Source organism: Streptomyces sp. NPDC085524 (assembly GCF_044541755.1).
In the GTDB taxonomy this organism is placed as follows: domain Bacteria; phylum Actinomycetota; class Actinomycetes; order Streptomycetales; family Streptomycetaceae; genus Streptomyces.
The window spans coordinates 270,003-294,501 of sequence record NZ_JBITTH010000008.1; the positions used below are offsets into that span (position 1 = coordinate 270,003).

At 74.1% G+C, this 24,499-nt stretch carries 21 protein-coding genes; 11 read left to right on the forward strand and 10 right to left on the reverse strand.

Annotation, left to right across the window (positions count from 1 at the left end; translation table 11 throughout):
• Positions 1-27 precede the first annotated feature (27 nt).
• A complete protein-coding gene (locus ACIGFK_RS15150) occupies positions 28-2,970 on the forward strand; it encodes an AfsR/SARP family transcriptional regulator (protein ID WP_400052049.1) in 2,943 nt (980 codons plus the stop codon).
• Between the two features lie 15 nt (positions 2,971-2,985).
• Here ACIGFK_RS15150 and ACIGFK_RS15155 read toward each other — a convergent pair whose 3' ends face one another.
• Positions 2,986-5,283 (reverse strand): HelD family protein, encoded by a 2,298-nt coding sequence (locus ACIGFK_RS15155; RefSeq protein WP_376655040.1) that lies wholly within the window; start codon positions 5,281-5,283, stop codon positions 2,986-2,988.
• Between the two features lie 141 nt (positions 5,284-5,424).
• Between ACIGFK_RS15155 and ACIGFK_RS15160 the strand changes: the two genes are divergently transcribed.
• The 3 genes from ACIGFK_RS15160 to ACIGFK_RS15170 all read left to right on the forward strand — a co-directional run bounded on the left by ACIGFK_RS15160 (position 5,425) and on the right by ACIGFK_RS15170 (position 8,458).
• Positions 5,425-6,006, forward strand: a complete 582-nt coding sequence (locus ACIGFK_RS15160; RefSeq protein WP_376655041.1) for a GNAT family N-acetyltransferase — start codon at positions 5,425-5,427, stop codon at positions 6,004-6,006.
• Between the two features lie 182 nt (positions 6,007-6,188).
• Positions 6,189-7,325, forward strand: a complete 1,137-nt coding sequence (locus ACIGFK_RS15165) for a nitric oxide synthase oxygenase (RefSeq protein WP_376655042.1) — start codon at positions 6,189-6,191, stop codon at positions 7,323-7,325.
• A gap of 47 nt (positions 7,326-7,372) precedes the next feature.
• Positions 7,373-8,458 carry a lactonase family protein gene (locus ACIGFK_RS15170; RefSeq protein ID WP_400052052.1) on the forward strand — a complete coding sequence of 362 codons (1,086 nt, stop codon included), beginning with the start codon at positions 7,373-7,375 and terminating at the stop codon, positions 8,456-8,458.
• Between the two features lie 72 nt (positions 8,459-8,530).
• On the opposite strand, the gene ACIGFK_RS15175 is transcribed toward ACIGFK_RS15170, so the two are convergent.
• A complete protein-coding gene (locus ACIGFK_RS15175; RefSeq protein ID WP_376655044.1) occupies positions 8,531-9,445 on the reverse strand; it encodes a sirohydrochlorin chelatase in 915 nt (304 codons plus the stop codon).
• 187 nt (positions 9,446-9,632) lie between these two features.
• On the opposite strand from ACIGFK_RS15175, the gene ACIGFK_RS15180 reads away from it, so the two are divergent.
• Both ACIGFK_RS15180 and ACIGFK_RS15185 read left to right on the forward strand, forming a co-directional pair.
• Positions 9,633-10,310, forward strand: coding sequence for a uracil-DNA glycosylase (locus ACIGFK_RS15180; protein ID WP_376655045.1), 678 nt, complete (start codon positions 9,633-9,635; stop codon positions 10,308-10,310).
• A 251-nt stretch (positions 10,311-10,561) separates the two neighbouring features.
• On the forward strand, positions 10,562-12,169 hold the full coding sequence (locus tag ACIGFK_RS15185; protein ID WP_400052054.1) for a von Willebrand factor type A domain-containing protein: 1,608 nt from the start codon (positions 10,562-10,564) through the stop codon (positions 12,167-12,169).
• Positions 12,170-12,244: 75 nt separating this feature from the next.
• Here the strand turns inward: ACIGFK_RS15185 and ACIGFK_RS15190 are convergent, their stop codons facing one another.
• On the reverse strand, positions 12,245-13,336 hold the full coding sequence (locus ACIGFK_RS15190) for a WD40/YVTN/BNR-like repeat-containing protein (RefSeq protein ID WP_400052056.1): 1,092 nt from the start codon (positions 13,334-13,336) through the stop codon (positions 12,245-12,247).
• 218 nt (positions 13,337-13,554) lie between these two features.
• Between ACIGFK_RS15190 and ACIGFK_RS15195 the strand changes: the two genes are divergently transcribed.
• The 3 genes from ACIGFK_RS15195 to ACIGFK_RS15205 all read left to right on the forward strand — a co-directional run bounded on the left by ACIGFK_RS15195 (position 13,555) and on the right by ACIGFK_RS15205 (position 16,584).
• A complete protein-coding gene (locus tag ACIGFK_RS15195) occupies positions 13,555-14,973 on the forward strand; it encodes a wax ester/triacylglycerol synthase family O-acyltransferase (protein ID WP_376655048.1) in 1,419 nt (472 codons plus the stop codon).
• A gap of 80 nt (positions 14,974-15,053) precedes the next feature.
• Positions 15,054-16,163: an NADH:flavin oxidoreductase/NADH oxidase gene (locus ACIGFK_RS15200; protein ID WP_376655049.1), complete on the forward strand. Its 1,110-nt coding sequence runs from the start codon at positions 15,054-15,056 to the stop codon at positions 16,161-16,163.
• Between the two features lie 67 nt (positions 16,164-16,230).
• Positions 16,231-16,584, forward strand: a complete 354-nt coding sequence (locus tag ACIGFK_RS15205) for an ArsR/SmtB family transcription factor (RefSeq protein WP_376655097.1) — start codon at positions 16,231-16,233, stop codon at positions 16,582-16,584.
• Here the strand turns inward: ACIGFK_RS15205 and ACIGFK_RS15210 are convergent.
• Genes ACIGFK_RS15210 through ACIGFK_RS15220 form a run of 3 tightly spaced genes read right to left on the reverse strand, consistent with a single transcriptional unit; the run spans position 16,581 to position 19,114 of the window.
• Positions 16,581-16,982 (reverse strand): hypothetical protein, encoded by a 402-nt coding sequence (locus ACIGFK_RS15210; RefSeq protein ID WP_376655050.1) that lies wholly within the window; start codon positions 16,980-16,982, stop codon positions 16,581-16,583. The two genes, ACIGFK_RS15205 and ACIGFK_RS15210, sit on opposite strands and share 4 nt — an antisense overlap.
• Positions 16,983-17,022: 40 nt before the next feature.
• Entirely contained in the window at positions 17,023-18,381 is a 1,359-nt protein-coding gene (locus tag ACIGFK_RS15215; protein ID WP_386467077.1) for an FAD-dependent oxidoreductase, read from the reverse strand.
• A gap of 52 nt (positions 18,382-18,433) precedes the next feature.
• On the reverse strand, positions 18,434-19,114 hold the full coding sequence (locus ACIGFK_RS15220) for a DUF305 domain-containing protein (protein WP_376655098.1): 681 nt from the start codon (positions 19,112-19,114) through the stop codon (positions 18,434-18,436).
• 83 nt (positions 19,115-19,197) lie between these two features.
• Here ACIGFK_RS15220 and ACIGFK_RS15225 point away from each other — a divergent pair, with 83 nt between their 5' ends.
• Complete coding sequence (locus ACIGFK_RS15225) at positions 19,198-20,685, forward strand: LVIVD repeat-containing protein (protein WP_386467081.1); 1,488 nt, start codon at positions 19,198-19,200, stop codon at positions 20,683-20,685.
• Positions 20,686-20,695: 10 nt separating this feature from the next.
• Here ACIGFK_RS15225 and ACIGFK_RS15230 read toward each other — a convergent pair whose 3' ends face one another.
• The 4 genes from ACIGFK_RS15230 to ACIGFK_RS15245 form a co-directional block, all read right to left on the reverse strand.
• Positions 20,696-21,316, reverse strand: a complete 621-nt coding sequence (locus ACIGFK_RS15230) for a TetR/AcrR family transcriptional regulator (protein WP_376655053.1) — start codon at positions 21,314-21,316, stop codon at positions 20,696-20,698.
• Positions 21,317-21,419: 103 nt separating this feature from the next.
• Positions 21,420-22,067: a phosphatase PAP2 family protein gene (locus ACIGFK_RS15235; protein ID WP_376655054.1), complete on the reverse strand. Its 648-nt coding sequence runs from the start codon at positions 22,065-22,067 to the stop codon at positions 21,420-21,422.
• 44 nt (positions 22,068-22,111) lie between these two features.
• Positions 22,112-23,050 carry a M56 family metallopeptidase gene (locus tag ACIGFK_RS15240; RefSeq protein WP_376655055.1) on the reverse strand — a complete coding sequence of 313 codons (939 nt, stop codon included), beginning with the start codon at positions 23,048-23,050 and terminating at the stop codon, positions 22,112-22,114.
• Positions 23,051-23,130: 80 nt separating this feature from the next.
• Positions 23,131-23,694 (reverse strand): DUF5134 domain-containing protein, encoded by a 564-nt coding sequence (locus ACIGFK_RS15245; RefSeq protein WP_376655056.1) that lies wholly within the window; start codon positions 23,692-23,694, stop codon positions 23,131-23,133.
• Between the two features lie 230 nt (positions 23,695-23,924).
• Here ACIGFK_RS15245 and ACIGFK_RS15250 point away from each other — a divergent pair, with 230 nt between their 5' ends.
• Complete coding sequence (locus ACIGFK_RS15250; protein ID WP_376655057.1) at positions 23,925-24,464, forward strand: GNAT family N-acetyltransferase; 540 nt, start codon at positions 23,925-23,927, stop codon at positions 24,462-24,464.
• Positions 24,465-24,499 lie beyond the last annotated feature (35 nt).

The following is a 24,499-nucleotide window of genomic DNA, read 5'->3' on the forward strand; positions in this document are numbered from 1 at the left end:
GGATCTCGTCGGCGGTTACGGATCGCGGTGCTCGGCAGCGTGCGGGCCTGGCGCGACGGCACGGGGCTGGCCCTCGGGCCCGTCCGGCAGCAGGCCGTCCTCGCCGCACTGGCGCTGAGGCCGGGGCTCCTGGTCAGCGGTGAACAGCTGCTCGACGGTGTCTGGGGCGACAGACCGCCCGGCTCCGGCCTGAAGGTGCTGCCCAGCTACGTCTACGCCCTGCGCAGGAGACTCGACGAGCAGGGCACCGCCCCGACCGCCTCGGTGATCCGGGGGGAACGGGGCGGATACCGGTTCGCCGCGGGTGCGGTCCGGCTCGACGTCGAGGACCTCGCAGAGCTGTCCGCCGTCGCCCACCGCGCGAAGGAGTCCGGAGATCCGGCCACCGCGGTGGACCGGCTGTCCGCAGCGCTCGCCCTGTGCGACGGCGAACCCCTCGCCGGGCTGCCCGGACCGTACGCCGACGCCGAGCGCCGGCGGCTCCTGGAACGCCTGCGCGCCGTCCGGCGGGACCGGCTCGAATGCCTCGTCCTGCTGGGCCGCTTCACCGAGACCCTGGACGAACTCGCCGCCCTGTCCGCGGCCGATCCGACCGACGAACCCCTCGCCGCGCTCCGCATGCGCGCCCTCCACGGCTGCGACCGCCGGGCCGAGGCACTGCACGTGTACGAGGAGCTGCGCAGGCGCCTGAGGCAGGAACTGGGCGTCGACCCCGGTGCGGAACTCCAGCGCACGCACCAGGCCGTGCTCCGCCGCGAGGACGTACGCGCCCTGCACCCTGCGGCGGTGCGGCCCGCCGCACCCGCGCCTCCCGCCTCCGCGCCTCCCGCCCCCGCCCCGGATCCGCTCCGCCCCCGCCCCGCCGTCAACGAACTGCCCGGGGACGCCGGCCGCCTGATCGGGAGGGACGCCGAACTGGCGCGGCTGACCGCCCCGTCCGCCGCCGGATCCGTGTCGGTCCTGACGGTGGACGGCACGGCCGGCGTCGGCAAGACGGCGCTCGTCGTCCGCGCCGCCCGCGAACTGAGCGCCCACTACCCGGACGGCTGCCTGTTCGTGGACCTGCGCGCGCACAGCACCGGCCGGCGCCAGTCGCCGGAGCGGGCGCTCCAGCGGCTGCTGCGCTCCCTCGGTGCGGCCCACGGCGAGCTGCCGAGCGACCTCGAGGACCTCACCGCCGCCTGGCGCGCCGCGACCAGCCCGCTGCGGCTGCTCCTCGTACTGGACGACGCCCTGGACGCGGACCAGGTCCGGCCGCTGCTGCCGGCGGGGGCGGACAGCAGGGTGCTGGTGGCGGGCCGGCACAGGCTCGGCGACCTGGACGCCGACCGGCGCGTCACCCTGGAGCCGCTGGCGAGCGGGGACGCCGTTTCCCTGCTCGCGCACCTCATCGGCGCGGAGCGCGCGAGCAGGGAGCCCGAGGCGACGGACCGGCTGGCCGGGCTGTGCGACGGGCTGCCGCTGGCGCTGCGCATCGCCGGGTCACGGCTCCAGAACCGGGGCACCTGGACGGTGGGGTACCTGGTGGGCCGCATGGCCGACGACGACCGCCTGCTCGGCGAGCTGAGCGTCGGCGACCGCAGCGTCGAGGCGGCCTTCCGGCTGTCGTACGACCAGCTCACGCCCGACCAGCGGCGCGGCTTCCGCGTGCTGGGCCTGGCGCCGACGGTCGAGTTCGACGCACTGACCCCGGCGGCCATGCTCGGACGGCCGCCCCACGAGGCCGAGCGGGTCCTGGAGAGTCTGGTCGACACCAGCCTGCTCCAGCAGCCGCAGCCGGGCCGCTACCGGCTGCACGACCTGGTCCGCGTCCACGCGCGACGCGTCGCCCAGGCCGAGCCGGAGCAGGCCGCCACCGCACGGACGGCCGCACTCGGCCTCTACCTCCACGCCGCCCGGGCCGCCAGTGACTGGGGCTCCGGCGCCTTCCCGACCGGCCCCGAGCCCACGGGACCCGAGCCCACCGGCCCAGCACCCACCCGCCCCGCGTTCACGGACTGGCGGGAGGCGGAGGCCTGGCTGGACGCGGCCGGCGGTGAGCTCGCCGACGTCGTAGGCCACGCCGCGGCCCTCGGCGAAGCCGACCACGCCTGCTGGATCGCCGAGGCGCTGTGCGACTACTTCGTGCGGCAGGGCCGCTACCACGAGAGCGAGACCGCGCTCGAGACCGCCCTCGCCCACGCGGACCGGGCCACCGACCCGCGCATGGCCGTGGCCCTGCGCAACTGCCTGGCCTACACCTCCCTGTTCCAGCGCCGCTACACCCGGGCTCGGGCCCTGTTCGCCGAGGCGGCGGACCTCGGCCGGCTCCGGCCCGACCCGTACGAGGAGTCGCGGACCCTGACCGGGCTCGGGGCCCTCCACATCAGCCTGGGCGAATCCGGCCCCGCGCTCTCCCACGTCGGCGCGGTGACCGGCGCGCCCCGGCAGCAGCCGCTGAACGACTGGGTCGCCGCCATGGCACTCGTCATCCAGGGCCTGGCCCACCAGTTCGAGGGGCGGAACCAGGAGGCGCTGGCCTCCTTCGCCGGGGCCCGCACCCACGCCGAGGCGGCCGGCCGGCCGCGCATGACCGGCCGGGTCCTGAGCTGCGCCGCGGACATCCACCTCCGCCTCGGCCGCCACGCGGAAGCCGAGGAACTGCTCCGCGAGGCGGTCGACCTGGTCGCGCAGGGCGGGGACGTCTTCCTCTGCGCGCGCAGCCTGACCCGGCTGGGCACGGCCCGCCAGGGCCGGGGAGACCCCGACACCGCCATCGCCCTGCACCACCAGGCCCTCCTCCAGCACCGTTCGCTGTCGCCGCTCACCGAACCCGGCTACGACTGGCTGGAGATGGACATCCGCAGCCGGCTCGGCCGCGCCTACGCGGCGGCCGGGCGCGTCCGCGAGGCGCGCGGGCAGTTCCAGGCCGTGCTCGACGTCCACGCGGCCCGCGCGCACCGGGCGGGAGCGGCCCCCCGCTCCTCCTGAGGGAGGGGCGGGGGATCAGCCCTCCGCGTCCCCCGGACCGAGCCCGCGCAGCCCCGCCGGGAGCCGGCCGGGGGAGTGCAGCACGCCGAGGGACTGGGTGGCCCTGGTGAGGGCCACGTACAGGTCGCTCGGCAGGAGCCCGTCCGGTTCCACCACGATCACCGTGTCGAACTCCAGCCCCTTGGCCTGGCGCGGGTCCAGCAGGACCGCCTCCCGGGTCAGGTCCGGCTCCGCACCCGCCCGTACCCCCGGCAGTACGGACGCCAGCTCCGCGTGCAGCGGCCGCGGGGCGATCACCGCGAGCCGGCCCTCCGCGGGCCGCTCCTGCGCCACGGCCCGGGCGAGCGCCCCGGACAGCTCCGCCGCGGCCCGCGCCCAGGGTCGTACCCCGGTGGACCGTACGGAACTCGGCGGCCGGAAACCGGGATCGCGCTCCCGGAGCACGGCCGCCGCCACCTCCATGATCTCGGCGGGCGTACGGTAGTTGACCCCCAGCCGCACCAACTCCCAGCGCTCGCCCACGTACGGGGAGAGGATCCGCTCCCACGAACCGCAGCCCGCCTCCTCCGCGGTCTGCGCGGGATCGCCGACCAGGGTCATCGACCGGGTCGGGCAGCGCCGCATCAGTACCCGCCACGCCATCTCGGACAGCTCCTGCGCCTCGTCCACGATGACGTGCCCGAAGGCCCAGGTGCGGTCGGCCGCCGCCCGTTCGGCCGTACTGCGGTGGTCGGCCTCCTCGTACCGCTCCGCCATCCGTTCGGCGTCGATGATGTCGTGCGCCGCGAGGTACTCGCTCTCCTGGTCCTCGAACTCGTACGACTCCGAGCCCTGCGACAGGTCCAGCACCCCCTGCGCGTACGCGATGCGGCGCGCCCGCGCCCGCTCCTCCTCGGCCCGCCGCGCGCTGTCGTCCTCGCCGAGCAGCTCGGCCGCCTCGTCCAGCAGCGGAACGTCGGCCGGGGTCCAGTCCGGGCTCGCCGAGGGCGCGCGCCGGATCAGCTCGGCCTCGTGCGGGGGCAGGTGCGTGGGCTCCGCCAGGAAGTCGGCGACCAGCTGGTGCGGGGTGAGGGAGGGCCACAGCGAGTCGATCGCCGCATGCACGGCCGGACTCATCGCGATCTCCTTGCCGAGCTGGGCGACGTCGTCCGGGCCGAGCAGGTTCGGGCCGCCGTACGGATCGGCGCCCAGCCGGTCGGCGAGCTGCGCCGTGAGCGCGTCGATGACCGGGAAGGCGAAGGCGGCACGCGCCTGGTTGTGCGGCAGCCCGGTGGCCCGGGCCCGGTCCCGGGCCTCGTGGGCCATGGTCCGGTCCAGCAGCAGGGTGCCGTAGTCGTCGTGGTCGATCTCCAGGGCGGGCTCGGGCACCGCGTCGTACTCCTCGCCGGTGTCGGCCGGCACGGTCTCCGGCAGGCACTGCCGGTCGGCGACCACCCGGGCCAGCACCTCGGCCATCCCGGCCCGGCCCTTCACCGCGGCGGCTCCGGGACGGTCGGTCCCCGTGGCGTGCACCCCGGGGAACAGCTCGCCGGGAGTGGCGAGCAGGACGCCCGTCTCGCCGAGCGCGGGCAGCACCCCGCCGATGTACCCGAGGAAGGCCGGGCCCGGGCCGACGATCAGCACGCCGCGCTTGGCCAGCAACTCCCGGTGGGCGTAGAGCAGGTACGCGGCGCGGTGCAGCGCGACCGCCGTCTTCCCGGTGCCCGGGCCGCCCTCGACGACCAGCACCCCGTGGTGCGTGGAGCGGATGATGCGGTCCTGCTCGGCCTGGATGGTGCGCACGATGTCGTGCATCCGGCCGGTCCGCGCGGCGTCGAGCGCCGCGAGCAGCACGGCGTCCGCGTCGGCGCCCTCGTGGCCGGTGCGCTCGGTGTCGGTCAGGTCCAGGATCTCGTCGTGCAGGGAGGTGACCACCCGGCCCCGGCTGCTGATGTGCCGACGGCGGCGCAGCCCCATGGGGGTGTGGCCGGTGGCGAGGTAGAAGGGACGGGCCACGTCGGCGCGCCAGTCCAGGACGAGCGGTGTGCGCTCCGCGTCGTCCGCCCGGATTCCGATCCGTCCGATGTGGTGGTCGCGGCCGTCGGAGAACTCCAGACGGCCGAAACAGAGACCGTTCTCGCCGGCATTCAGGGCGGACAGCAGACCGGACTGCTCGGCGACGAGGACATCGCGTTCCAGCCGGGCCTGGGCTCCGTTCCCGACCTCCCGCAATGCCCCTGCCACGGCGTGTTCCGCCTGGTCACGCAGGTCGTCGAGGCGCCGATAGAGGTCCGTGACGAATTGCTGCTCTTTCCGGAATTCCTCGGTTGACAATTGCACTCCCACCGCGCTACAGTGTCCTCGTAAGGTTGTTCACGCTTTTGTTTTCAGGCAAGGCGTGAATCAGTCAATATACGCTCTCCTCTCCCTCGGCAGCGAATTCGGCCGGGGGATTTTTTGCGTACCGTGGATCTCATGACCATCGCACACGGCTCCGCCGACGGCATCGTCTGCCGCCCCGCCCGTCCCGAGGACGCGGGTGCCATCGAAGCGCTGGACGGCTCCTTCACCACCGCCACGGTCTTCGAGGTCGGCCCCGCCGACGGAGGGCTCGGCTTCCTGCTCCGCGAGGTCCCCGCGGACCCGCCGGTGTACAAGGAGTTCCCGCCCGAGGAGCACGACGAGCAGGGGCTCGGCCGCGGCTCGGGGGAGGACGCGGACGCACGCACGTACGTGGCCCTCGACGGCGAGCGGGTGTGCGGCTTCGTCGCGGCCGGCTACGCGGCCTGGAACCGCCGCCTGACCATCGAGGACATCGAGGTCGCGCCGGCCCACCGGGGGCGCGGCATCGGGCGGGCGCTCATGGACTGTGCGGCGGAATTCGCCCGCGAACGGGGCGCCGAACACCTCTGGTTGGAGGTGAGCTCCGTCAACGCCCCGGCGGTACACGCCTATCGGCGCATGGGGTTCGTTCTGTGCGGCCTCGACACCACCCTCTACGGGGGCACGCCCTCGGCCGGCGAACGGGCGCTTTTCATGGCCAGGTCCTGCGGTTGACGAATCCTACGCCCCGTCAGCCGCGCCCCGCAGCCGCATCGTCGAAGACCACACGGAGGAGTGTTCCGGGCGCGCCCGGAACACTCCGCTGACCTGCGGCATGTACAAACGGTGATTGTTTATTGCACATTCATCCGGCATGTACAGGGTGGATCTGGTCGGACAGGGGGTAACCGCCCGGAATGGAAATCCTTCAACAGCGCGCCACCACCGCTCAGGTGTGGGAAGCGGCCGAGGAGTTCATCCGACTCTTCCACAGGGAGAGCCACGACGCGGGCGATCCGCGCACCCGGCTCGCCGAGGTGCGGGCCGAGCTCGCGGACACCGGCACCTACCGGCACACCCATGCGGAGCTGGTCCACGGGGCCCGGGTCGCCTGGCGCAACAGCAACCGCTGCATAGGCCGGCTCTACTGGAACTCGCTGCGGGTCCGCGACCGGCGCGGGCTCACCGACGCCGACGACATCGCCGCCGAGTGCTTCGAGCACCTGCGCGAGGCGACCAACGGCGGCCGGGTCCGGCCGACCATCACCGTCTTCGCCCCGGACACCCCGCAGAGCCCCGGCCCGCTGATCTGGAGCGAACAGCTCGTCCGGTACGCGGGCTACGGCGACCATCCGTCGATAACCGTCGGCGACGCCCGCAACGCGCCGCTCACCGAATCCCTGCTGCGGCTCGGCTGGAGCGGCGGCGCCGGCACCCCCTTCGACCTGCTCCCGCTCGTGGTCCAGGGGGTCGACGACAAACCCCGCTGGTTCGACCTCCCCGCGGACGCCGTGCTGGAAGTGCCGATCGAGCACCCCGAGGGCGACGGCTGGGCCGACTGGGGGCTGCGGTGGCACGCCGTACCCGCCATCTCCAACATGTGCCTGGAGATCGGCGGCATCCACTACCCGGCGGCCCCGTTCAACGGCTGGTACATGGGCACCGAGATCGGCGCCCGCAACCTGGCCGACACCGACCGCTACAACCTCCTGCCGGCCGTCGCCCGCCGCCTCGGACTGGACACCGGCAGCGACCGCTCGCTCTGGAAGGACCGCGCGCTCGTCGAGCTCAACCGGGCGGTGCTGCACTCCTTCGACCGCGCCGGGGTCACGATCGCCGACCACCACACCGAGTCCCGGCGCTTCCTGTCCCACATGGAACGTGAGGAGCGCAAGGGGCGCGAGGTCGGCGCCGACTGGTCCTGGATCGTGCCGCCGATCTCCGGCTCCGCGACCCCGGTCTTCCACCGCACCTACGAGGACCGCCCGAGCAGCACCGCGTACGTCCACCACCCCGGCGCACAGGAAAGGGCACAAGGGCGCGACTTGGTCTAGACCTTCTGTTACGGTCGGCTCCGAACCTATCGACGGAGGGGAACGGCATGGGCGACAGGACGGCCGCCGGGGCGGAACACCTGGTCCACATCGGATCGTTCACCTCGTCGGGCGGGCGCGGCATCACCACCGCGGCCCTCGACCCGGCGACCGGGGCCCTCACGGAGCTCTCCACGACCGGCGCGCTGGCCGACCCCTCGTACCTCGTGGCAGGCGCACGCGAGGGAGTGCTCTACGCGGTGAGCGAGAGCGACGAGGGGGCGGCCGGCGCCTTCATCGCGGAGGGCCGGGGGCTGCGCGCGCTCGGAGCCCCCGTACCGGTGGGCGGCGCGGGCCCCACCCACCTCGACGTCGCCGGGCCGTGGCTGCTCACCGCCCACTACACCTCGGGCGGCCTCGGAGCGCTGGCGATCACCGGCGACGGATCCCTGGCTGGGCCCCCGCGGGTGCTGCACCACCACGGATCCGGCCCGAACCCCGAGCGCCAGGAGGGCCCGCACGCCCACCACGTACGGGCCGACCCGAGCGGCCGCTGGGTGCTGAGCGTGGACCTGGGCACCGACTGCGTACGCGTCAGCGCGCTGGACGGGCGCACCGGCACGCTGCGGCCGCACGCCGAGACCGTGCTGACCGCCGGAAACGGCCCGCGCCACCTCGCCTTCCACCCGGACGGGGAGGTCGCGTACGTGGTGAACGAGCTGAGGCCGCTGCTGACCGTCTGCCGGTGGGACGCGGGGGCGGGGGCCCTGGAACCGGTCGCGGAGGTTCCGATCGCCGTGGAGCCCGACTCGGGGCCCGTCCCGGCGGCGGCCCCGGGCGACGTCAGGGCCTACCCGTCCGCGATCGTGGTCGCGCCGGACGGCCGCTTCGTCTGGGTCGCCGTACGCGGCACGGACACCCTCGTCACGTTCTCCCTGGCCGCCGGCCCCGAGGAGCCCCGCCGCACGGGCGCGGTGGACTGCGGCGGCCGCTGGCCCCGTGACCTGGCCCTCGATCCCCGGCACCGCCGGCTCTACGCGGCGAACGAGCACTCGGGGGACGTCACCTGGTTCGACGTGGACCCGGTGACCGGCCGGCCCCGCCGCGCCGGTTCGCTGCCGGTCCCGGCCGCCACCTGCGTGCTGTTCGGCTAGGGCCTGTCGTGCGGAAGCCCCGCTCCCCGGGTCGGGGGCGGGGCCTCATCCGTGCGCGGTGCGGGTTCCGCGTCAGTTCGCGGGGGCGCCCAGGGTGATCCCGAGGGCCGCGGAGTACTGGGCGACGGCCAGTTTGCCGAGCGCGCCGTAGGCACCGAGCACCTCGGCGGCGGCGCAGTCGGCCTCCTTGCAGGCGGTGTCCAGCAGCCCCTCGGCCGCCTCCGGGCCGATCAGGTACGGGGCGAGTGCGAGCTGGGTGGAACCCTCCCGGCGCAGCTGCTCGGCGACCGCGGCCACCGAGCCCTCCTCGTCGAGCGCGGCGGCCTTCACCGGCACCGCGAGGCGGGCGGCGAGCAGCATGCCGGTGATGCCGGCGGCCTGGACGGCCTCCTCGCCACCGGTGGTGGCCAGCACGATGCCGTCGGCGGCGGTGGTCACGGTGAAGAGCCGCGCGCGGTCGGCGCGGGCCAGACCGGCCTCGGAGAGCCGCACGTGCAGGCCCTCGGCGAGCAGCGGGTGCGGGCCGAGTACGTCGGCCAGCTCGGCGGCGGCCGAGGAGTCCATCAGCGCCTGGCGGACCCGGCGGAGCAGGCCGCCGTCCGGACCGGCCAGCAGCGGCACGACCACGGCGTCCGGGCCGGTCGGCGCGGGCACCTCGTGGCCGGCGGCGCGGGCGAACTCGGCGCGCTCGGCACGCTCGGTCGCGACGGCGGTCAGCACGCCGGACAGCGAGGGGAACTCGGACTCGTCGTCACCGTCCAGGAAACCGATCCGGGCGTCCAGGCCCGGCAGCTCGGAACGGCCGATGCTGATGATCTCTTCCGCCAGCCCCCGCGAGGCGGCCGACGGCGTACCCGGCACGGCGAGCACCAGCGCGGGCGCGCCCTCTGGCGCCGCCGCGGGCTCGGGCCGGCGGTGCCGTCCGGTCTGGCGGGGTCGCGGCATTCGTACGGGCAGGCCATTCGCGGGCCCAGTGGGGGAGCTCATGGCGCCGCATGCTACTGGCTTATCGGAACCAGGTGTTCGGGAGGGCCTTCTCGGGCGGCATCTGTCCGTATTTATCCGCGGAATATGAGATACGGTCAGCCCGACGAGGCCGAAAACCGAGCGGTCGTACTTTATCCCGTCGGCCGGGTTCGAGGAGGGGGCGCTTGCGCCAGTAGAGTGATCCTTTGTGGCAGCTCTCCCGTTGAACCAACTCGTCGAGCCCGGCTGGGCCGAGGCGCTGAGCCCCGTGGCCGGCCGCATCGCAGCCATGGGCGACTTCCTGCGCGCCGAGATCGCCGCAGGCCGTACGTACCTGCCGGCCGGGGCGAACGTCCTGCGCGCCTTCCAGCAGCCCTTCGACGAGGTGCGCGTCCTGATCGTGGGGCAGGACCCCTACCCGACCCCGGGCATGGCCATCGGCCACAGCTTCGCCGTCGCCCCCGACGTGCAGCGGCTCCCGGGGAGCCTGGAGAACATCTTCCGGGAACTGAACACGGACCTCGGGCTGCCCCGGCCCTCCAACGGCGACCTGACGCCGTGGACCCGGCAGGGCGTGCTCCTGCTCAACAGGGCGCTCACCACCGCGCCCCGCAACCCCGGGGCCCACCGGGGCAAGGGCTGGGAGGAAGTGACCGAGCAGGCCATCCGCGCGCTCGCCGCCCGCGGCAAGCCGCTGGTGTCCGTGCTGTGGGGGCGCGACGCCCGCAACCTGCGGCCGTTCCTGCAGGACTTCCCGGCGATCGAGTCCGCCCACCCGTCGCCGATGTCGGCGGACCGCGGATTCTTCGGCTCGCGCCCGTTCAGCCGGACCAACGACCTCCTGGCCCGCCAGGGAGCCCAGCCCGTCGACTGGCGCCTGCCGTAGGCCCTGTCCGGGCGGGCCGATCGGGTCCGCGCCGAGCCGGAGCGGCGCCCCGCGGCATCGCCGCACCGGCGGCTGCGGGCGGCTGATCCCCGACGATGCCGGGCGATACCGGATGTCGTCGGGATCGACACCCGACCTTGACATTCCGCCTGCCGTTGTCGCTTCGATACCCGTTCGCAATCCCTTCGAAGGCTCCAACTCCCCGTCCAGCGCGTCAGATTCAACACCGACGACGCTTCGAGGGAGACGGCATGACGCCCCATCAGGATGACCGCACGTCCCGAACGGCCCGAACGTCCCGTCCGGCCCGCAGAAGACCCCGCGCCCGGCTGATCGCCGCGCTCGCGGCCGGGGGCGTGCTGCTGGCCGGCTGCGGATACGACGGCGGGGGCGGGAACCGGACGGCCGACCGGGCCGCGAACGGAGCCGACTCCCGGCCGAGACCGGCCGCCTCCTTCCCCGGGGCGGGCGCCCCGGAGGGGGAGAGCGACGGGCGGAGCAGCGCGAAGCCGCCCGCGGACTACCTCTCGACCTTCGCGCTCGACGTGGACACCGCCAGCTACGGCTACGCCCGCCGCACCCTCGCCGACGGCCGGCTCCCCGACCCCGCGAGCGTGCGCCCCGAGGAGTTCGTCAACAGCTTCCGGCAGGACTACCGGCAGCCCGACGGCGACGGCTTCGCGGTCACCGTCGACGGAGCCCGCACCGCCGACCCCAGCTGGTCGCTGGTCCGCGTGGGCCTCGCCACCCGCACCGCGGGAGGCGGAACGGACGCCGACCGGCGGCCGCCCGCCGCCCTCACCTTCGTCGTGGACGTCTCCGGGTCGATGGCCGAGCCCGGGCGCCTCGACCTCGTCCGCACCTCCATGGACCTGATGACCGACCGGCTGCGCGAGGACGACTCGGTCGCCGTCGTCACCTTCAGCGGCACCGCCCGGACCCTGCTGCCCATGACCCGCGTCGGAGGCCACCGCGACCGGATCCACGAGGTGGTCGGCGGACTGCGCACCGCCGATTCCACCAACGTGGAGGCGGGCGTCACGCGCGGGTACGACGAGGCCGTGAAGGGGCTGCGGTCCGGCGCCACCAACCGGGTCGTCCTGCTCTCCGACGCGCTCGCCAACACCGGCGCCACCTCCGCCGACACCATCCTGAAGCGGGTCGCCGAAGCGCGGACGGAACACGGGATCACCCTGTTCGGGGTGGGGGTGGGCAGCGAGTACAACGACGCCTTCATGGAACGGCTCGCCGACCGGGGAGACGGCCACACCACCTACGTCTCCGACACCGAGGGCGCGCGCAAGGTGTTCTGCGACGACCTCCCGGCCCAGGTGCAGCTGCGGGCCCGCGACGCCAAGGCGCAGGTCTCCTTCGATCCGGCGTCCGTCGAGCGGTTCCGGCTGATCGGCTACGACAACCGCAAGGTCGCCGACGACGCGTTCCGCGACGACACCGTGGACGGGGGAGAGGTCGGCTCCGGCCACACCGTGACCGCCCTGTACGCGGTACGGCTGCGCCCCGGCGCCGCCGGGCACGTGGCGACGGCGACGGTGCGCTGGCTGGACCCGAACACCCGGGCGCCGCACGAGGAATCCGGCCGGGTGGAAGCGGCCGCGCTGGCGGGGGACCTGTGGACCGAGGCGCCCCCGCGCCTCCAGATCAGCGCGGTGGCCGCGTACTTCGCCTCGGCGCTGCGCGAACGGGGCGGCGGCTGGGAGCGGGTGCCGGGCGCCGTCCCGCTGGCCGGCCTCGCGGAGCACGCGGACCGGCTGGCCGGACGCACCGAGGACCCCGCCGTACGGGAGCTGTCGCAGGCCGTACGGCAGGCCGTACGGCAGGCCGGGCGGCTGACCGGCTGACCGGCTGACCTGCCGACCTGCCGACCGGGCCGGCGGGTCGGCCTGCCGGCCCGGTCCCGTCGGTCCCCGGCGGGCCTACTCCTCCAGCACGGCAGCCCGCACGCACAGGACGTCCGGCAGGTGCTCGGTCAGCAACTGCCAGCTCTCGCCGTCGTCGTGACTGGCGTACAGCTCGCCGTTGCGGTTGCCGAAGTAGATCCCCGCCGGATCCGCGTCGTCCGTGCACAGGGCGTCGCGCAGCACCGTGCCGTAGTGGTCCCCGGCCGGCAGCCCCTTGGAGAGCGGCTCCCAGGTGACGCCCGCGTCCCGGGTCCGGAAGACCCGGCACCGGTGCTCGGCGGGGACCCGGTCGGAGTCGGCGTTGAGGGGGAAGACGTACGCGGTGTCCGCCCGGTGCGGGTGGGCGGCCACCGCGAAGCCGAAGTCCGAGGGCAGCCCGCCGCCGATGTCCGTCCAGCGGGCGCCCGCGTCGTCGCTGCGGTAGACCCCCCAGTGGTTCTGCAGGTACAGGCGGTCCGTGTCCCCGGCGTCCCGGGCGATCTTGTGGACGCACTGGCCGAACTCGGGGTGCGGGTCCGGCAGGAACACCGCCGAGACCCCCTGGTTGGACGGGGACCAGCTCGCCCCGCCGTCCTCGGTGCGGAACACCCCCGCGGTGGACACGGCCACGGTCACGTTGTCCGCGTCGCGCGGGTCGGTGATCACCGTGTGCAGCCCCTCGCCGCCCCCGCCCGGCACCCATTTCCCGCGGCTGGGGTGCTCCCACAAGGGGCGGACCAGCTCGAAGGACTCGCCCCGGTCCGTGGAGCGGAACAGCGCGGCCGGCTCCGTCCCCGCATACACCACGCCGGGGGCTTCCGGGCCGGCCGGCTGGAGCTGCCAGACCCGCTCCAGCGAGGCGCCGGTGTCCTTGGGGAACTTCACGGCGGGCGACGCGGGCTCCCGCCAGGTCGCGCCGAGGTCGTCGGAGGTGAAGACGGACGGCCCCCAGTGCGAGCTGTCGGCGCCGACGAGCAGCCTGGGCGCCGGGCCCCGCCGGTCGACCGCCACGGCGTAGACGGCCTCGGCGTTGAAACGGGGTCCGTCGAACTCCCACGGGCCGTCGCCCCGCCGACGGCCGATGAACAGTCCCTTGCGGGTTCCCACGAGCAGCAGTACCTCGGCCATGGCCGGCACCTCCGGACTCGGACCTCTTCTTCCCGGTTCTCCCGGTTCATTCCGGCCAGTCTGCACCCGCCCACTGACAGCGGCCCGGCGCGCTCCCCGGGGTCCGGATTAGCTGATCGATACTGAGCGTTTACCGACAGGAAATCATTGCCACTTGCATGTAGCTGTTTGGAATGGGTTGACTTCAGGCCATCACCGCCACACGCGAGAGGACCTACGTGGCCACCGAGCACCTTTCTCCGCTCGACCTCGCCTTCTGGCGGATCGAATCCGCCGCCCACCCCATGCACCTCGGCGCCCTGGCCGTGTTCGAGGCGTCGGTCCCCCTCGGATCCGGCGCCCCCGAGCCCGCCTCCGGGACCGCCGCGGAGCCCGCCTCCGGGACCGCCGCGGGACGGCCCGCGGAGCCCGCCGCCGGTGGGCCCGCCGAGCGGGCGGCCGGGCTGCTCGCCGCCCGCTGCGCCGCCGTGCCGGGCCTGCGCCGCCGGATCCGCGACGTGCTGCTGCCGGTCGGCGCGGCCGCCTGGTCGCCGGACCCCGGGTTCGACCCCGCGCGCCACGTGTTCCTCGTACGGACGGACGCCGCGGACCCGCACACCGCCGCCGGACCGCTCATGGCACGCCCCCTGGACCGGGAGCTGCCGCCGTGGGAGGCGCACGTACTGGCCGGCCCCGACCCGGAGCGCTTCGCGGTGCTCTTCAAGTTCCACCACGCCCTCGCCGACGGCATGGGCGCCCTCGCCCTCGCGGCCTCCCTGTTCGACGGGTTCGACCAGGAGCCCGCCGTACGGACTCCCGCGCGCCCGGTCCCCGAGCAGCGGGCCGGCTCCGCCCTGCGCCGGCTCCCCGGCGCCCTGGCGGCCCGGGTCCAGGACGTGGGACAGGCCCTGGAGATCGGCGCCGCCGTGGCCCGCTCCGGCCTGCCGCTCGGGGTGCCCGCGGCCCTCGTGGCCGGCTCCGAGAGCTCGGGCGCCCGTACCGTCGCGGGCCTCGCGCTCGACCTGGACGAGGTCAACCTGGTCCGCAAGGGCGCCGGCGGCACCGTCAACGACGTGCTGATCGCCCTGGTCGCCGGCGCGCTGCGGCGCTGGCTGGCCGGGCGCGGCGAGCCCGAGCCGCACGGGCCGGGCCCGCGCGCCCTGATCCCCGTGTCCCGGCGGGGCAGGTCCGGTTCCACCGCCGGGAACCGGCTCTCCGGCTACCTCCTGCGGCTCCCGCTCGCCGAGGCCGACCCGCTGCGCCGCCTGGACTCCGTACGCACCGGCATGGACCGCAACAAGGACGCGGGCCCCGCGCGCGGAGCCGGGGCCGTCGCCCTGCTCGCCGACCACGTGCACCCGCTGGGCCACCGGCTCGGCGGCCCGCTCGTGGCCCAGGCGGCCCGGCTGCTCTTCGACATCCTGGTCACCAGCGTCCCGCTGCCCGGGCTCACCTTCACCCTCGGAGGGAGCCGGGTCCGCGAGGTCTACCCGCTCGCGCCGCTGGCCCGCGGCCAGTCCCTGGCCGTCGCGGTCTCCACCTACCAGGGCACGGTCCACTACGGCCTGGTCGGCGACGCGGACGCCGTCCCGGATCTGGAGGCCCTGACCGGGGCGCTGCGCGCGGAGCTGGACGAGCTTGTACGACAGGTCTCGTAGTACGAGAGATTTCGTAGTACGGTGTCTCTCGTACTTAGCCGCCGATCCCCGGCGCGCCCGGTGACATCTGGAGATCCCTGATGAGTGCTGCCTCCGCCGCCCCCGCTGCTTTCGCCGCCCTGTTCGCACCGCACACCCTCCGCTCGGTCACCATCCCCAACCGCGTGTGGATGGCTCCCATGTGCCAGTACAGCGCCGAGGCCTTCGGTCCGAACGCGGGTGTGGCCAACGAATGGCACTTCGCGCACTACGCGGCCCGCGCCGTCGGCGGCACCGGCCTGATCATCCAGGAGGCCACCGCGGTCTCCCCGGAAGGCCGGATCAGCCCGTACGACCTCGGCATCTGGAACGACACGCAGGTCGAGGCGCTGCGCCGGATCACCTCCTTCGTCAAGGCCCAGGGAGCCGTCCCCGGCATCCAGATCGCACACGCCGGCCGCAAGGCGTCCACCGACCGGACCTGGGAGGGCGGCGCCCCCGTGGGCCCGGAGGCGCACGGCTGGCAGCCGGTCGCCCCGAGCGCCGTCCCGTTCGCCGAGGGCCACCCGGTGCCGCACGAGCTGACGCTCGATGAGATCGCCGAGATCACCGGCCGGTTCGCGGCCGCCGCCGGGCGTGCGCTCGACGCGGGCTACGAGGTCCTCGAGATCCACGGCGCACACGGCTACCTGATCGGCGAGTTCCTCTCCCCGCACAGCAACAAGCGCACCGACGCCTACGGAGGCTCCTTCGAGAACCGCACCCGCCTCGCCCTCGAAGTCGTCGACGCCGTGCGGGCCGTGTGGCCGGAGGAACTCCCGCTGTTCTTCCGGATCTCCGCCACCGACTGGCTGGCGGAGGACGGCTGGACGGCCGACGAGACGGTCCGGCTGGCCGCCCTGCTCCACGAGCACGGGGTGGACCTCCTCGACGTCTCCACCGGCGGCCTCGCCCCCGGGGTGACGATCCCCCTCGGGCCGGGCTACCAGGTGCCCTTCGCGGCCCGGGTCAAGGCGGAGACCTCCCTGCCGGTGGCGGCCGTCGGCCTGATCACCGAACCGGAGCAGGCGGAGAAGATCCTCGCCAACGGGGAGGCCGACGCGATCCTGCTGGGCCGGGAACTGCTCCGCGACCCGTACTGGGCCCGCCGCGCCGCCGCCGAGCTGGGCGGGGAGCCGCGCACCCCGAACCAGTACCACCGCTCCTGGTGAACACCGGTCGTACGATGGTTCTCGTACCATGGAGGCCAGAGCGGACCGAGTGAGCGGAGCCAAGGACATGACGGAACGGGACGCGGCCCGCACCCTCGACCACCCCGAGGCGGCGGAGATCCGCCTGGAGGGCGTGCTGCACGCGCTCTCCGACCCGGTCCGGCTGTCCATCGTCCGCGACCTCGACGCCTCGGCGGCGGAGCTGGCCTGCTCGTACTTCGACCTGCCGGTCACCAAGTCGACGACCACGCACCACTTCCGCGTGCTGCGCGAGAGCGGTGTCGTACGCCAGACCTACCGCGGGACCACGAAGCTCAACACCCTGCGCCGGGACGAGCTGGAGAACCTCTTCCCCGGCCTGCTCGACGCCGTCCTGACGGCGGCGACGGCCGAGGCGGGGCGGCTCGGCGGGGCTTCCTAGACCGTCGTGTCCCAGCGGTGGAGCAGGCGGCCGTCGGGGCCGTACACGTCCATCGTGTAGCCGCCGCCGAGGGAGAGGCCCTCCTTGCCGGTCAGGAACGAGGCGATCGAGGCCGCCTGCTTCTTGAAGAGGGCGTCGTCGGGGTCCGGATTGCGGGTGCGGACGACGATGTGCGGGGGATAGCCCTCCCGCTTGAAGTCCGGCTCGATGCCGTACACGTCGGCGTCCCCGCCGGCCTCGTGATAGCGGTCGGCCGTCGTCGCGGCCTCCGGCGGGGCCGCCGTGCCCGTCGCCGTCGGGCCGGGCGGGAACCCGGTCGGCGACGGCCCGTCCGTGCACGCCGTCAGCGCGGCGGCGCAGACCACCACCGTCAGTGCCAGAGCGATCCCGCGTCCCACCCGCACAACTCCCTTGATCCGGCGCGCCGTCCGGACCACGCTATGCCAGGCCCGCCGCCCCCAACAGGCCCGCCCAGTCCGGGATCTTCACCGAGCCCCGGCCGAGGGAGCGGCCCAGGTCCGTCTCGGCCGCCTCGATGGCCAGCCAGCCCGGCCATTCCACCGGGTGCAGGCCCGCCGCCCGGAGCGCGTCCAGGGGGTCCCCCGGCAACTCCCGTCGGGCCAGCACGCCGGCGTCCTGGAGCAGCGAGGACGCGGTCTCCTTCGCGCAGGGGCGGTTGGTGCCGATCACGCCCGTCGGGCCGCGCTTGATCCAGCCCGCCACGTACTCGCCGACCGAGGCCCGGCCCGCGCGCAGCACCCGGCCCGCCGCGTGCGGGACCGTGCCCTTCGCCGGGTCGAAGGGCAGCCCGGCCAGGGGGACGCCCTTGTAGCCCACGGAGCGGAGCACCAACTGCGCCTCGATGTCCTCGAAGACGCCCGTCCCCGTCACTCCGCCCCGCCCGTCCGGGGCGGTCCGCTCGAAGCGCATCCCGGTGACCCGGCCGTCGGGCCCGCCCAGGATCTCCACCGGGCGCAGGTAGAACCGCAGCGCGATCCGCCGCCCGGACCCGCCCGGCCCGGCCCCGGCCCAGCCGCGCAGCGCCTCCAGGTTCCGCCGGGCCACCGCCGGCAGGGCGGCGGCCGCGGCCGGGTCCTCGTACACCGGGTCGATGGCCAGCTCGGCCGGGTCGACCACCGTGTCCACCCCCGGCAGCGTGCCCAGCTCCCGCAGCTCCTTGGTGGTGAACTTGCCCTGCGAAGGCCCGCGCCGGGCCACCATCGAAACCCGGCGCACCCCGCTGCGCGCGAGCGCGCCCAGGGCCTCCTGCGGCATGTCCGTCGGCTCGAGTTCGGCGCGGTCGCGGGCCAGGATCCGGGTCACGTCCACCGCGACGTTGCCCGCGCCGACCACCACCGCCGCATCCGCCCCGGGCAGGTCGAAGCTCTCGGCGACCGCATCCGGGTGCCCGCTGTACCAGGACACGAACGCGGTCGCGGAGTGCACCCCGGCCAGCTCCTCGCCGGGGATCCCGAGGAGCCGGTCCCGGGCGGCGCCCACGCAGTAGACCACCGCGTGGTACAGCTCCAGCAGCCGCTCCGTGGTCAGTCCGGGCCCGCCCACCTCGACGTTGCCGAGGAAGCGGATCCGCTCGTCCTCCAGCACGGTGCGCAGACTGCCCTGCAGGGACTTGATCTTCTCGTGGTCCGGCGCGACCCCGTACCGCACGAGCCCGTACGGCGCGGGCAGCCGGTCCAGCACGTCGACGAGCACCCCGGGCACCTCGCGCTGCTGGACCAGCGTCTGGGCCGCGTAGACCCCGCTGGGGCCCGATCCGACGACGGCGACACGAAGCACGGCGGAGCTCCTCCCGCAGGTGGTCCCAGCATGACACCGGCCCCGTCGGCCGTCAGCCCATCGCGCGCATCCGGTGGATCTCGGCCGTCTGGACGGCCACCACTTCGGTGGCCATCTCCTCGACCGCCACGTTGTTGCCGTCGGCCAGCGCCTCGCCGGCCATCTTCAGGGCGCCCTCGTGGTGGGCGGTCATCAGCTTCAGGAAGAGCCGGTCGAAGTCGGCGCCCGTGGCCGCGGCCAGCTCCTTCAGCTGCTGCTCCGTCGCCATGCCGGGCATCGAGGCGTGGTCGTGGGCGTGCCCGCCGGGGACCGCCGGCGGGGCCGGGTGGAGGGCCCGCCACTTCTCCATCGCCCCGATCTCGGGCTGCTGGGCCGCCGTGATCCGCTCCGCCAGCCGCCTGACCCCGTCCGCCGAGGCCCGCTGCGGGGCCAGTGCGCTCATCGTCAGGGCCTGCTTGTGGTGCTCGATCATGTTCTGTACGTAGGTGTGGTCGGCGGCGTTCGGAGTGTCGTCGGGCTTCTCCTTCGCGGCCTGCTCGGGCGTGAGGGTGCGGGCCTCCTCACCCGGTCTGCCGGGTGCGATCACCACGGCCCGCCCGTCCCCGGCGCGGTCCGTCCCGCTGCCGGACTCGCAGCCGGTGAGGGCGAGCAGGAGGCCGGCGATCGCGGCGGCGCCGGTGAAACGGCGGAGCCGTACCAATAAGGCCATGCGGCCACGGGGGGCTTTTGCCATGTCCATGCAGAGGACCATACTGCCGGGGTCCTGGTTCCGTTCCCACCCCGAACGGAATCGACCGGACTCCAAGGGAGGGCACAGTGACCTCGCTACACCACAGGAGAGCGCGAAAGGGGAGGGTGGGCGCGGCCGTCGCGGCGGCCGGGCTGTTCACCGCACTCCTCGCCGCCGGACAGGCGGCCGCCAGCCCCGACCCGGGTGACTTATCGCCCGGCGCCGGCACTCGGCAGAGCGGCGCGGACCTCGCGGCCGGACGGGAACTCGCCCCGGGCGAGATCCCCGGGCAGGACGAGATCGTGCACAGCGCCAACATCAAGCCCCTGGCCAACATCCCCTCGGCCGACCCCGCCGTGATCAATTCGGACATCGCCTTCCAGGGCAGGTACGCCTACGCGGGCAATTACAACGGTTTCACGATCTACGACATCGCAAACCCGAAGGCACCCAAGACCGTCACCACGGTCCTCTGCCCCGGCGGCCAGAACGACATCTCCGTCAGCGGCGACCTGCTCTTCCTCTCCACCGACTCCTCCCGCAGCGACGACTCCTGCAACAGCGTCTCGCAGCCCGCCACGGAGAAGTCCTCGTGGGAGGGCATCAAGATCTTCGACATCAAGGACAAGAAGAACCCCAAGTACATCAAGTCCGTGGAGACGGCCTGCGGTTCGCACACCCACACCCTGGTGCCGGGCGGCCGCGACATCTACCTCTACGTCGCCTCGTACTCCCCGAACGAGGCCTTCCCCGACTGCCGGCCCCCGCACGACGGGATCTCGGTGGTGAAGGTCCCGAAGAAGGCGCCGACCCAGGCCGCGGTGGTCGCCTTCCCGATCCTCTTCCCGGACGGGGGCAACCCGGGCGCGCCCACCAACCCGGGCGTCTCCAAGACCACCGGCTGCCACGACATCACCGTGCTGCCCTCGAAGAACCTGGCCGCCGGTGCCTGCATGGGCGACGGCATCCTCTTCGACATCAGCAAGCCGGAGCAGCCGCGGGTCATCGACCGGGTCCAGGACAACGTGAACTTCGCGTTCTGGCACTCGGCCACCTTCAACGAGCGGGCGGACAAGGTGGTGTTCACCGACGAGCTCGGCGGCGGCGTCGCCGCCACCTGCAACGAGGCCACCGGCCCCAACCGCGGCGCCGACGGGATCTACGACATCACCGGCAGCGGGGACCAGCGCAAGCTCGTCTTCCGCAGCTACTACAAGATCCCGCGCCACCAGGCCGACACCGAGAACTGCGTGGCCCACAACGGCTCGCTGATCCCGGTCGGCGGCGGCCGCGACATCATGGTGCAGGCCTGGTACCAGGGCGGCGTCTCGGTGTGGGAGTTCACCGACTCCGCACAGCCCAAGGAGATCGCGTACTTCGAGCGCGGTCCCCTGTCGACGGACAAGATCGGCGTCGGCGGTTCCTGGTCGGCGTACTACTACAACGGGCACGTCTACTCGAACGACATAGCCAAGGGCCTGGACGTGCTGAGGCTCGACGACTGGCGCACCGAGAGCGCCAAGTGGGTGTGGATGGACCGGCTCAACGTGCAGAGCCAGCCCGAGTACCACTGACGGGCACGCCCTAATGGATCGTTCCGCCGGGCGGCCCGCCGTCCGGCGGAACGCCCAGCTCCCAGTCCAGCCCGTACCGCTGGAACAGCTCCGCCCGCAGCCTCGCGAGCGGCATGGGCGCACCCGGCAGCAGCACCGCCACCACCGCGCCCATGAGCAGCGCGCGCAGCAGCGGGTAGTCCGCGTCCACGTCCTGCGAGCCGTACCGCGCGACCGTGTCCCGGAGCAGCTCCGCCAGCCGTTGCTGCTCCGGGCACTGCACGAAGCCCTCGGCCGCCAGGATCCCCGCCATGTGCGTGCGCATCAGCAGCGGCTGGTCCCGGGCCAGCCCGAGGACCGCGTCGATCGCGCGCGCGAGCCGCTCCCGCCCGTCGTCGCTGCGCGGCTCCCGCTCCAGCCCCGCGTACAGGGTGAGGTGCATCAGCCGGTGCACGGCGGATTGCAGCAACTGCCGCTTGCCCGGGAAGTAGTACGAGACCAGGCCGCGTGCCGCACCCGCCCGGTCGGCGATGTCGCCGAGCGTCGTGGCCTCGTACCCGCGTTCGGCCACGAGCTCGACCGTGGCCTGCAGCAACCGCTCCCGGGAACGTCTGCGCAATTCTTCATTGACCGATGGGCTACGCGGGGACATGCTTACTCCTGCGTTGACTGGCTCGGAGCCAATATACTCAGCGCGCGGGTCGGCCTGCTCTGGGTGACACGGGGGATCGCCCAGGGCAGGCACACCCGCACCTTCACCGCCGGGCCGCGCGGGAGCCGGGCCGACGGGCCGGCAGGCACACCGCGAGGGCCACGAGGGCCACGCCCAGCAGCCAGCCGCCGACCACGTCCGACAGCCAGTGCACGCCGAGGTAGAGCCGGGTGAACCCGACCCCCGCCACCGAGACCGCGGCCAGCGTCCAAGCGGCCGCGACCCTCGCCGGAGGGGCCGGCCGGGGCAGCAGCCACAGCAGCAGCCCGCACACCACCGCCGCCGTCATGGCATGGCCGGAGGGGTAGGACGCGTAGTGCGACGAGTGCACCGGGTCCGGCCACACCGGCCGCTCCCGGCCCACCAGCGCCTTCAGCCCCTGGTTCACCACCCCGGCCGCCACCGTGGCCAGCCCCACCCGCCATGCCCGCTCCCGATCGCCGCGCCACCACAGCCAGGCACACGCCAAGGCGGCCAGCGCGCGCATGGTCCAGGGATCCCACAGCCAGTCGGTCAGCACCCGCATCAGCCCCGTGACACCCGGGTGGGCGACGGCATGGGCGTGCAGGGAGCGCGCGACCTGCTCGTCGAGGGCCAGCAACGGGGGCCACTCGAGCACCACCAGCACCGTCAGTACCGCCGCGAGCAGCGCGCAGCCGATGCCCGCCCACCGCAAGTGATCGTTCCGCATGCGGCTGATCCTCGCACCAGCGCACGCCGGGAGACCCCAACCCCTCAGGCGAGGGCGCTCAGTCCCGGTATGAAGGCGACCAGCAGCGGGATCCCCGGGAGCAGCGTGGCCAGCGCCGTCAGCCGGAGCCTGCTGCCCGCCGGCAGCCGGGGTTCGGCCGTCAGCAGCCGCCGCACCCGCTGGTGGACGTGCGCGTCGGACGCGGCGCCGGGCCCGAACGCCCCCCGGTCCTCGTTCAGTCCGACCAGCGCCAGTGCCACCGTGAGCCGTCCGTACCGCCGTGAGGCCGCGTCGTCGGCGGCCAGTTCGACGAGCAGGTGCATCTCCGCCTCGAACGCCGCGAAGACGGGCACCTGCGGGAAGCCCCCGGCGAGCGCCCGCGAGCAGTGCAGCAGCCAGTCGTGCCGGGCCGCCGTGTGGCTCTGCTCGTGCGCCAGTACGGCGTCCAGCTGGCTCCCCTTCAGCCGCCCGAGCGCCGCCGTGGTCACCACCAGCCGGGGCGCCGGCCCCGGCAGCCACCACGCGTCCGGCCGCGGGCCCTCCAGTACGACGAGCCGCGCGCCCACCGGGTCCTCCCCGGGCAGCAGCGGGGCCCGCACCAGCAGCTCGCTGCCCTGCGCGCGCCGCCGGGCCCGCGCCCGCAGCACCTCCCGCGTCAGCATCGCCCCCGTCCACAGCGCACCGCCCGCCAGCGCGAGCGCCGTACCGGCCGCCCAGGGGCCGCCGGAGCGGCCGAGGGCGTAGGCGTCGGCCACTCCGTGCGGGGCGGAGGCGAAGAGCCACCCGCGCACCGCCTGCCACGCGGCCGCCGCGCTCAGCAGCATCGACAGCCCGAAGCACAGGAGCACCGCGCCGACCACGCACTGCCACACCCACAGGGCGACGACCGGTTCTCGCTCGGGCCATCGGGCCCGGGCCAGCAAGCGGGGAGCGAGCACCGCGGTCAGGGCGCCGAGCAGCAGCAGTGCGGCGGGGACCATCATGCCCTTCAGCCTATGAGCCAGGGCTACCTGCGGGTACGGCCTCGGGACATTGGTGACGCAGGACACGTGGTCCCGCGCCCTCACATCGCGAGCAGCATCGCCAACATCCCCATCCCCATGGTCAGTCGGCAGGCCCGGGTCAGCTCGGCGGACCCCGCGGGGCCCGCCGCCCCGGAGCTCCCCGCACGGGCCGGGTGCCGGACCGCTGTACCCGCCGTGGCGCCGGCGGTGGCGCCCGCGGTGATCAGGCGGGCCCCGCCGAGGACCACGTAGCCCGCGTAGTAGAGGAGCAGCACCCCCGTCAGCAGCGGAAGCCCCCCGCCGTGGCCGGATCCGTACGCGGCGGCCACGGTCATGTAGACCATCGTCAGCGAGCCGACCAGGTGGTGGGCGTGGTGCGCCCCCTGGCGCAGCAGCCACACGGCGTGCAGGGCCGTGGCGCAGGACACCAGCCCCAGGGCCGTGGCCTGCCACCCGTCGCCGTGCGGCCGGAGCGGGACGGCCATGAGCGCCATGCCGAAGCCCATCACGGCCTCCCCGGCCGCGGCGCCGCCCGCTCTCCGCACCCGCCCCAGGCAGTACGCACCGCTCACCGCGCACAGCAGCACCAGCAGCCAGGCGGAGACGGAGGCGGGGAGGGACATGGCGGAACCGTGCACGGCACAACCCCCGGTACGTCGGCGCTCTCCGGCGTCACCGAAGAGACGGTCAGGGGAAGGGATTCCCGCCTCACGGCGTCCTCACGCGGTCCCGGGATAGGCTCTCGGTGCACTGACCGGCATGTCATATGCCATTGCGCAGAACGCTGCACAGAACGCCGTACAGAACGCCGTACAGAACGCCGTACGGAACGCCGCACAGAACGGAGCGCCCGATGTCGACCGCCCAGCCCGCCCCCCTCAGCTTCCGCGACGCAGGGGAGGGGGACGTGGCAGAGCTGGTGGCGCTCGTCGAATCGGCGTACCGCGGCGAGGCCAGCCGCGGCGGCTGGACCACGGAGGCGGACTACCTGGAGGGGCAGCGCACGGACGAGGACGGGGTCCGGAAGATCGTCGAGTCCCCCGAGGGCACCCTGCTCGTCGTCGAGCGCGCGGACGAGATGGTGGCCTGCTGCCACCTCGAACACCGCGGCGACCACGCCTACTTCGGCATGTTCGCCGTCCGCCCCGGCCTCCAGGGCGGCGGCCTCGGCCGGGAGATCCTGGCCGAGGCCGAACGCCGGGCCCGCGACACCTGGGGCGTCCGCGAGATGCGGATGACGGTGGTGCACCTGCGGGAGGACCTCATCGCCTATTACGTGCGCCGCGGTTACCGGCGCACCGGCGAACTGAGCCCCTTCCCCTATGGTGACGAGCGCTTCGGCGTCCCGCTCCGCGACGACCTTGCCTTCGAGCTGCTGGTCAAGCCGCTGTAGGGCACCCCGTCGAACCGTCGAACCGTCGAACCGTC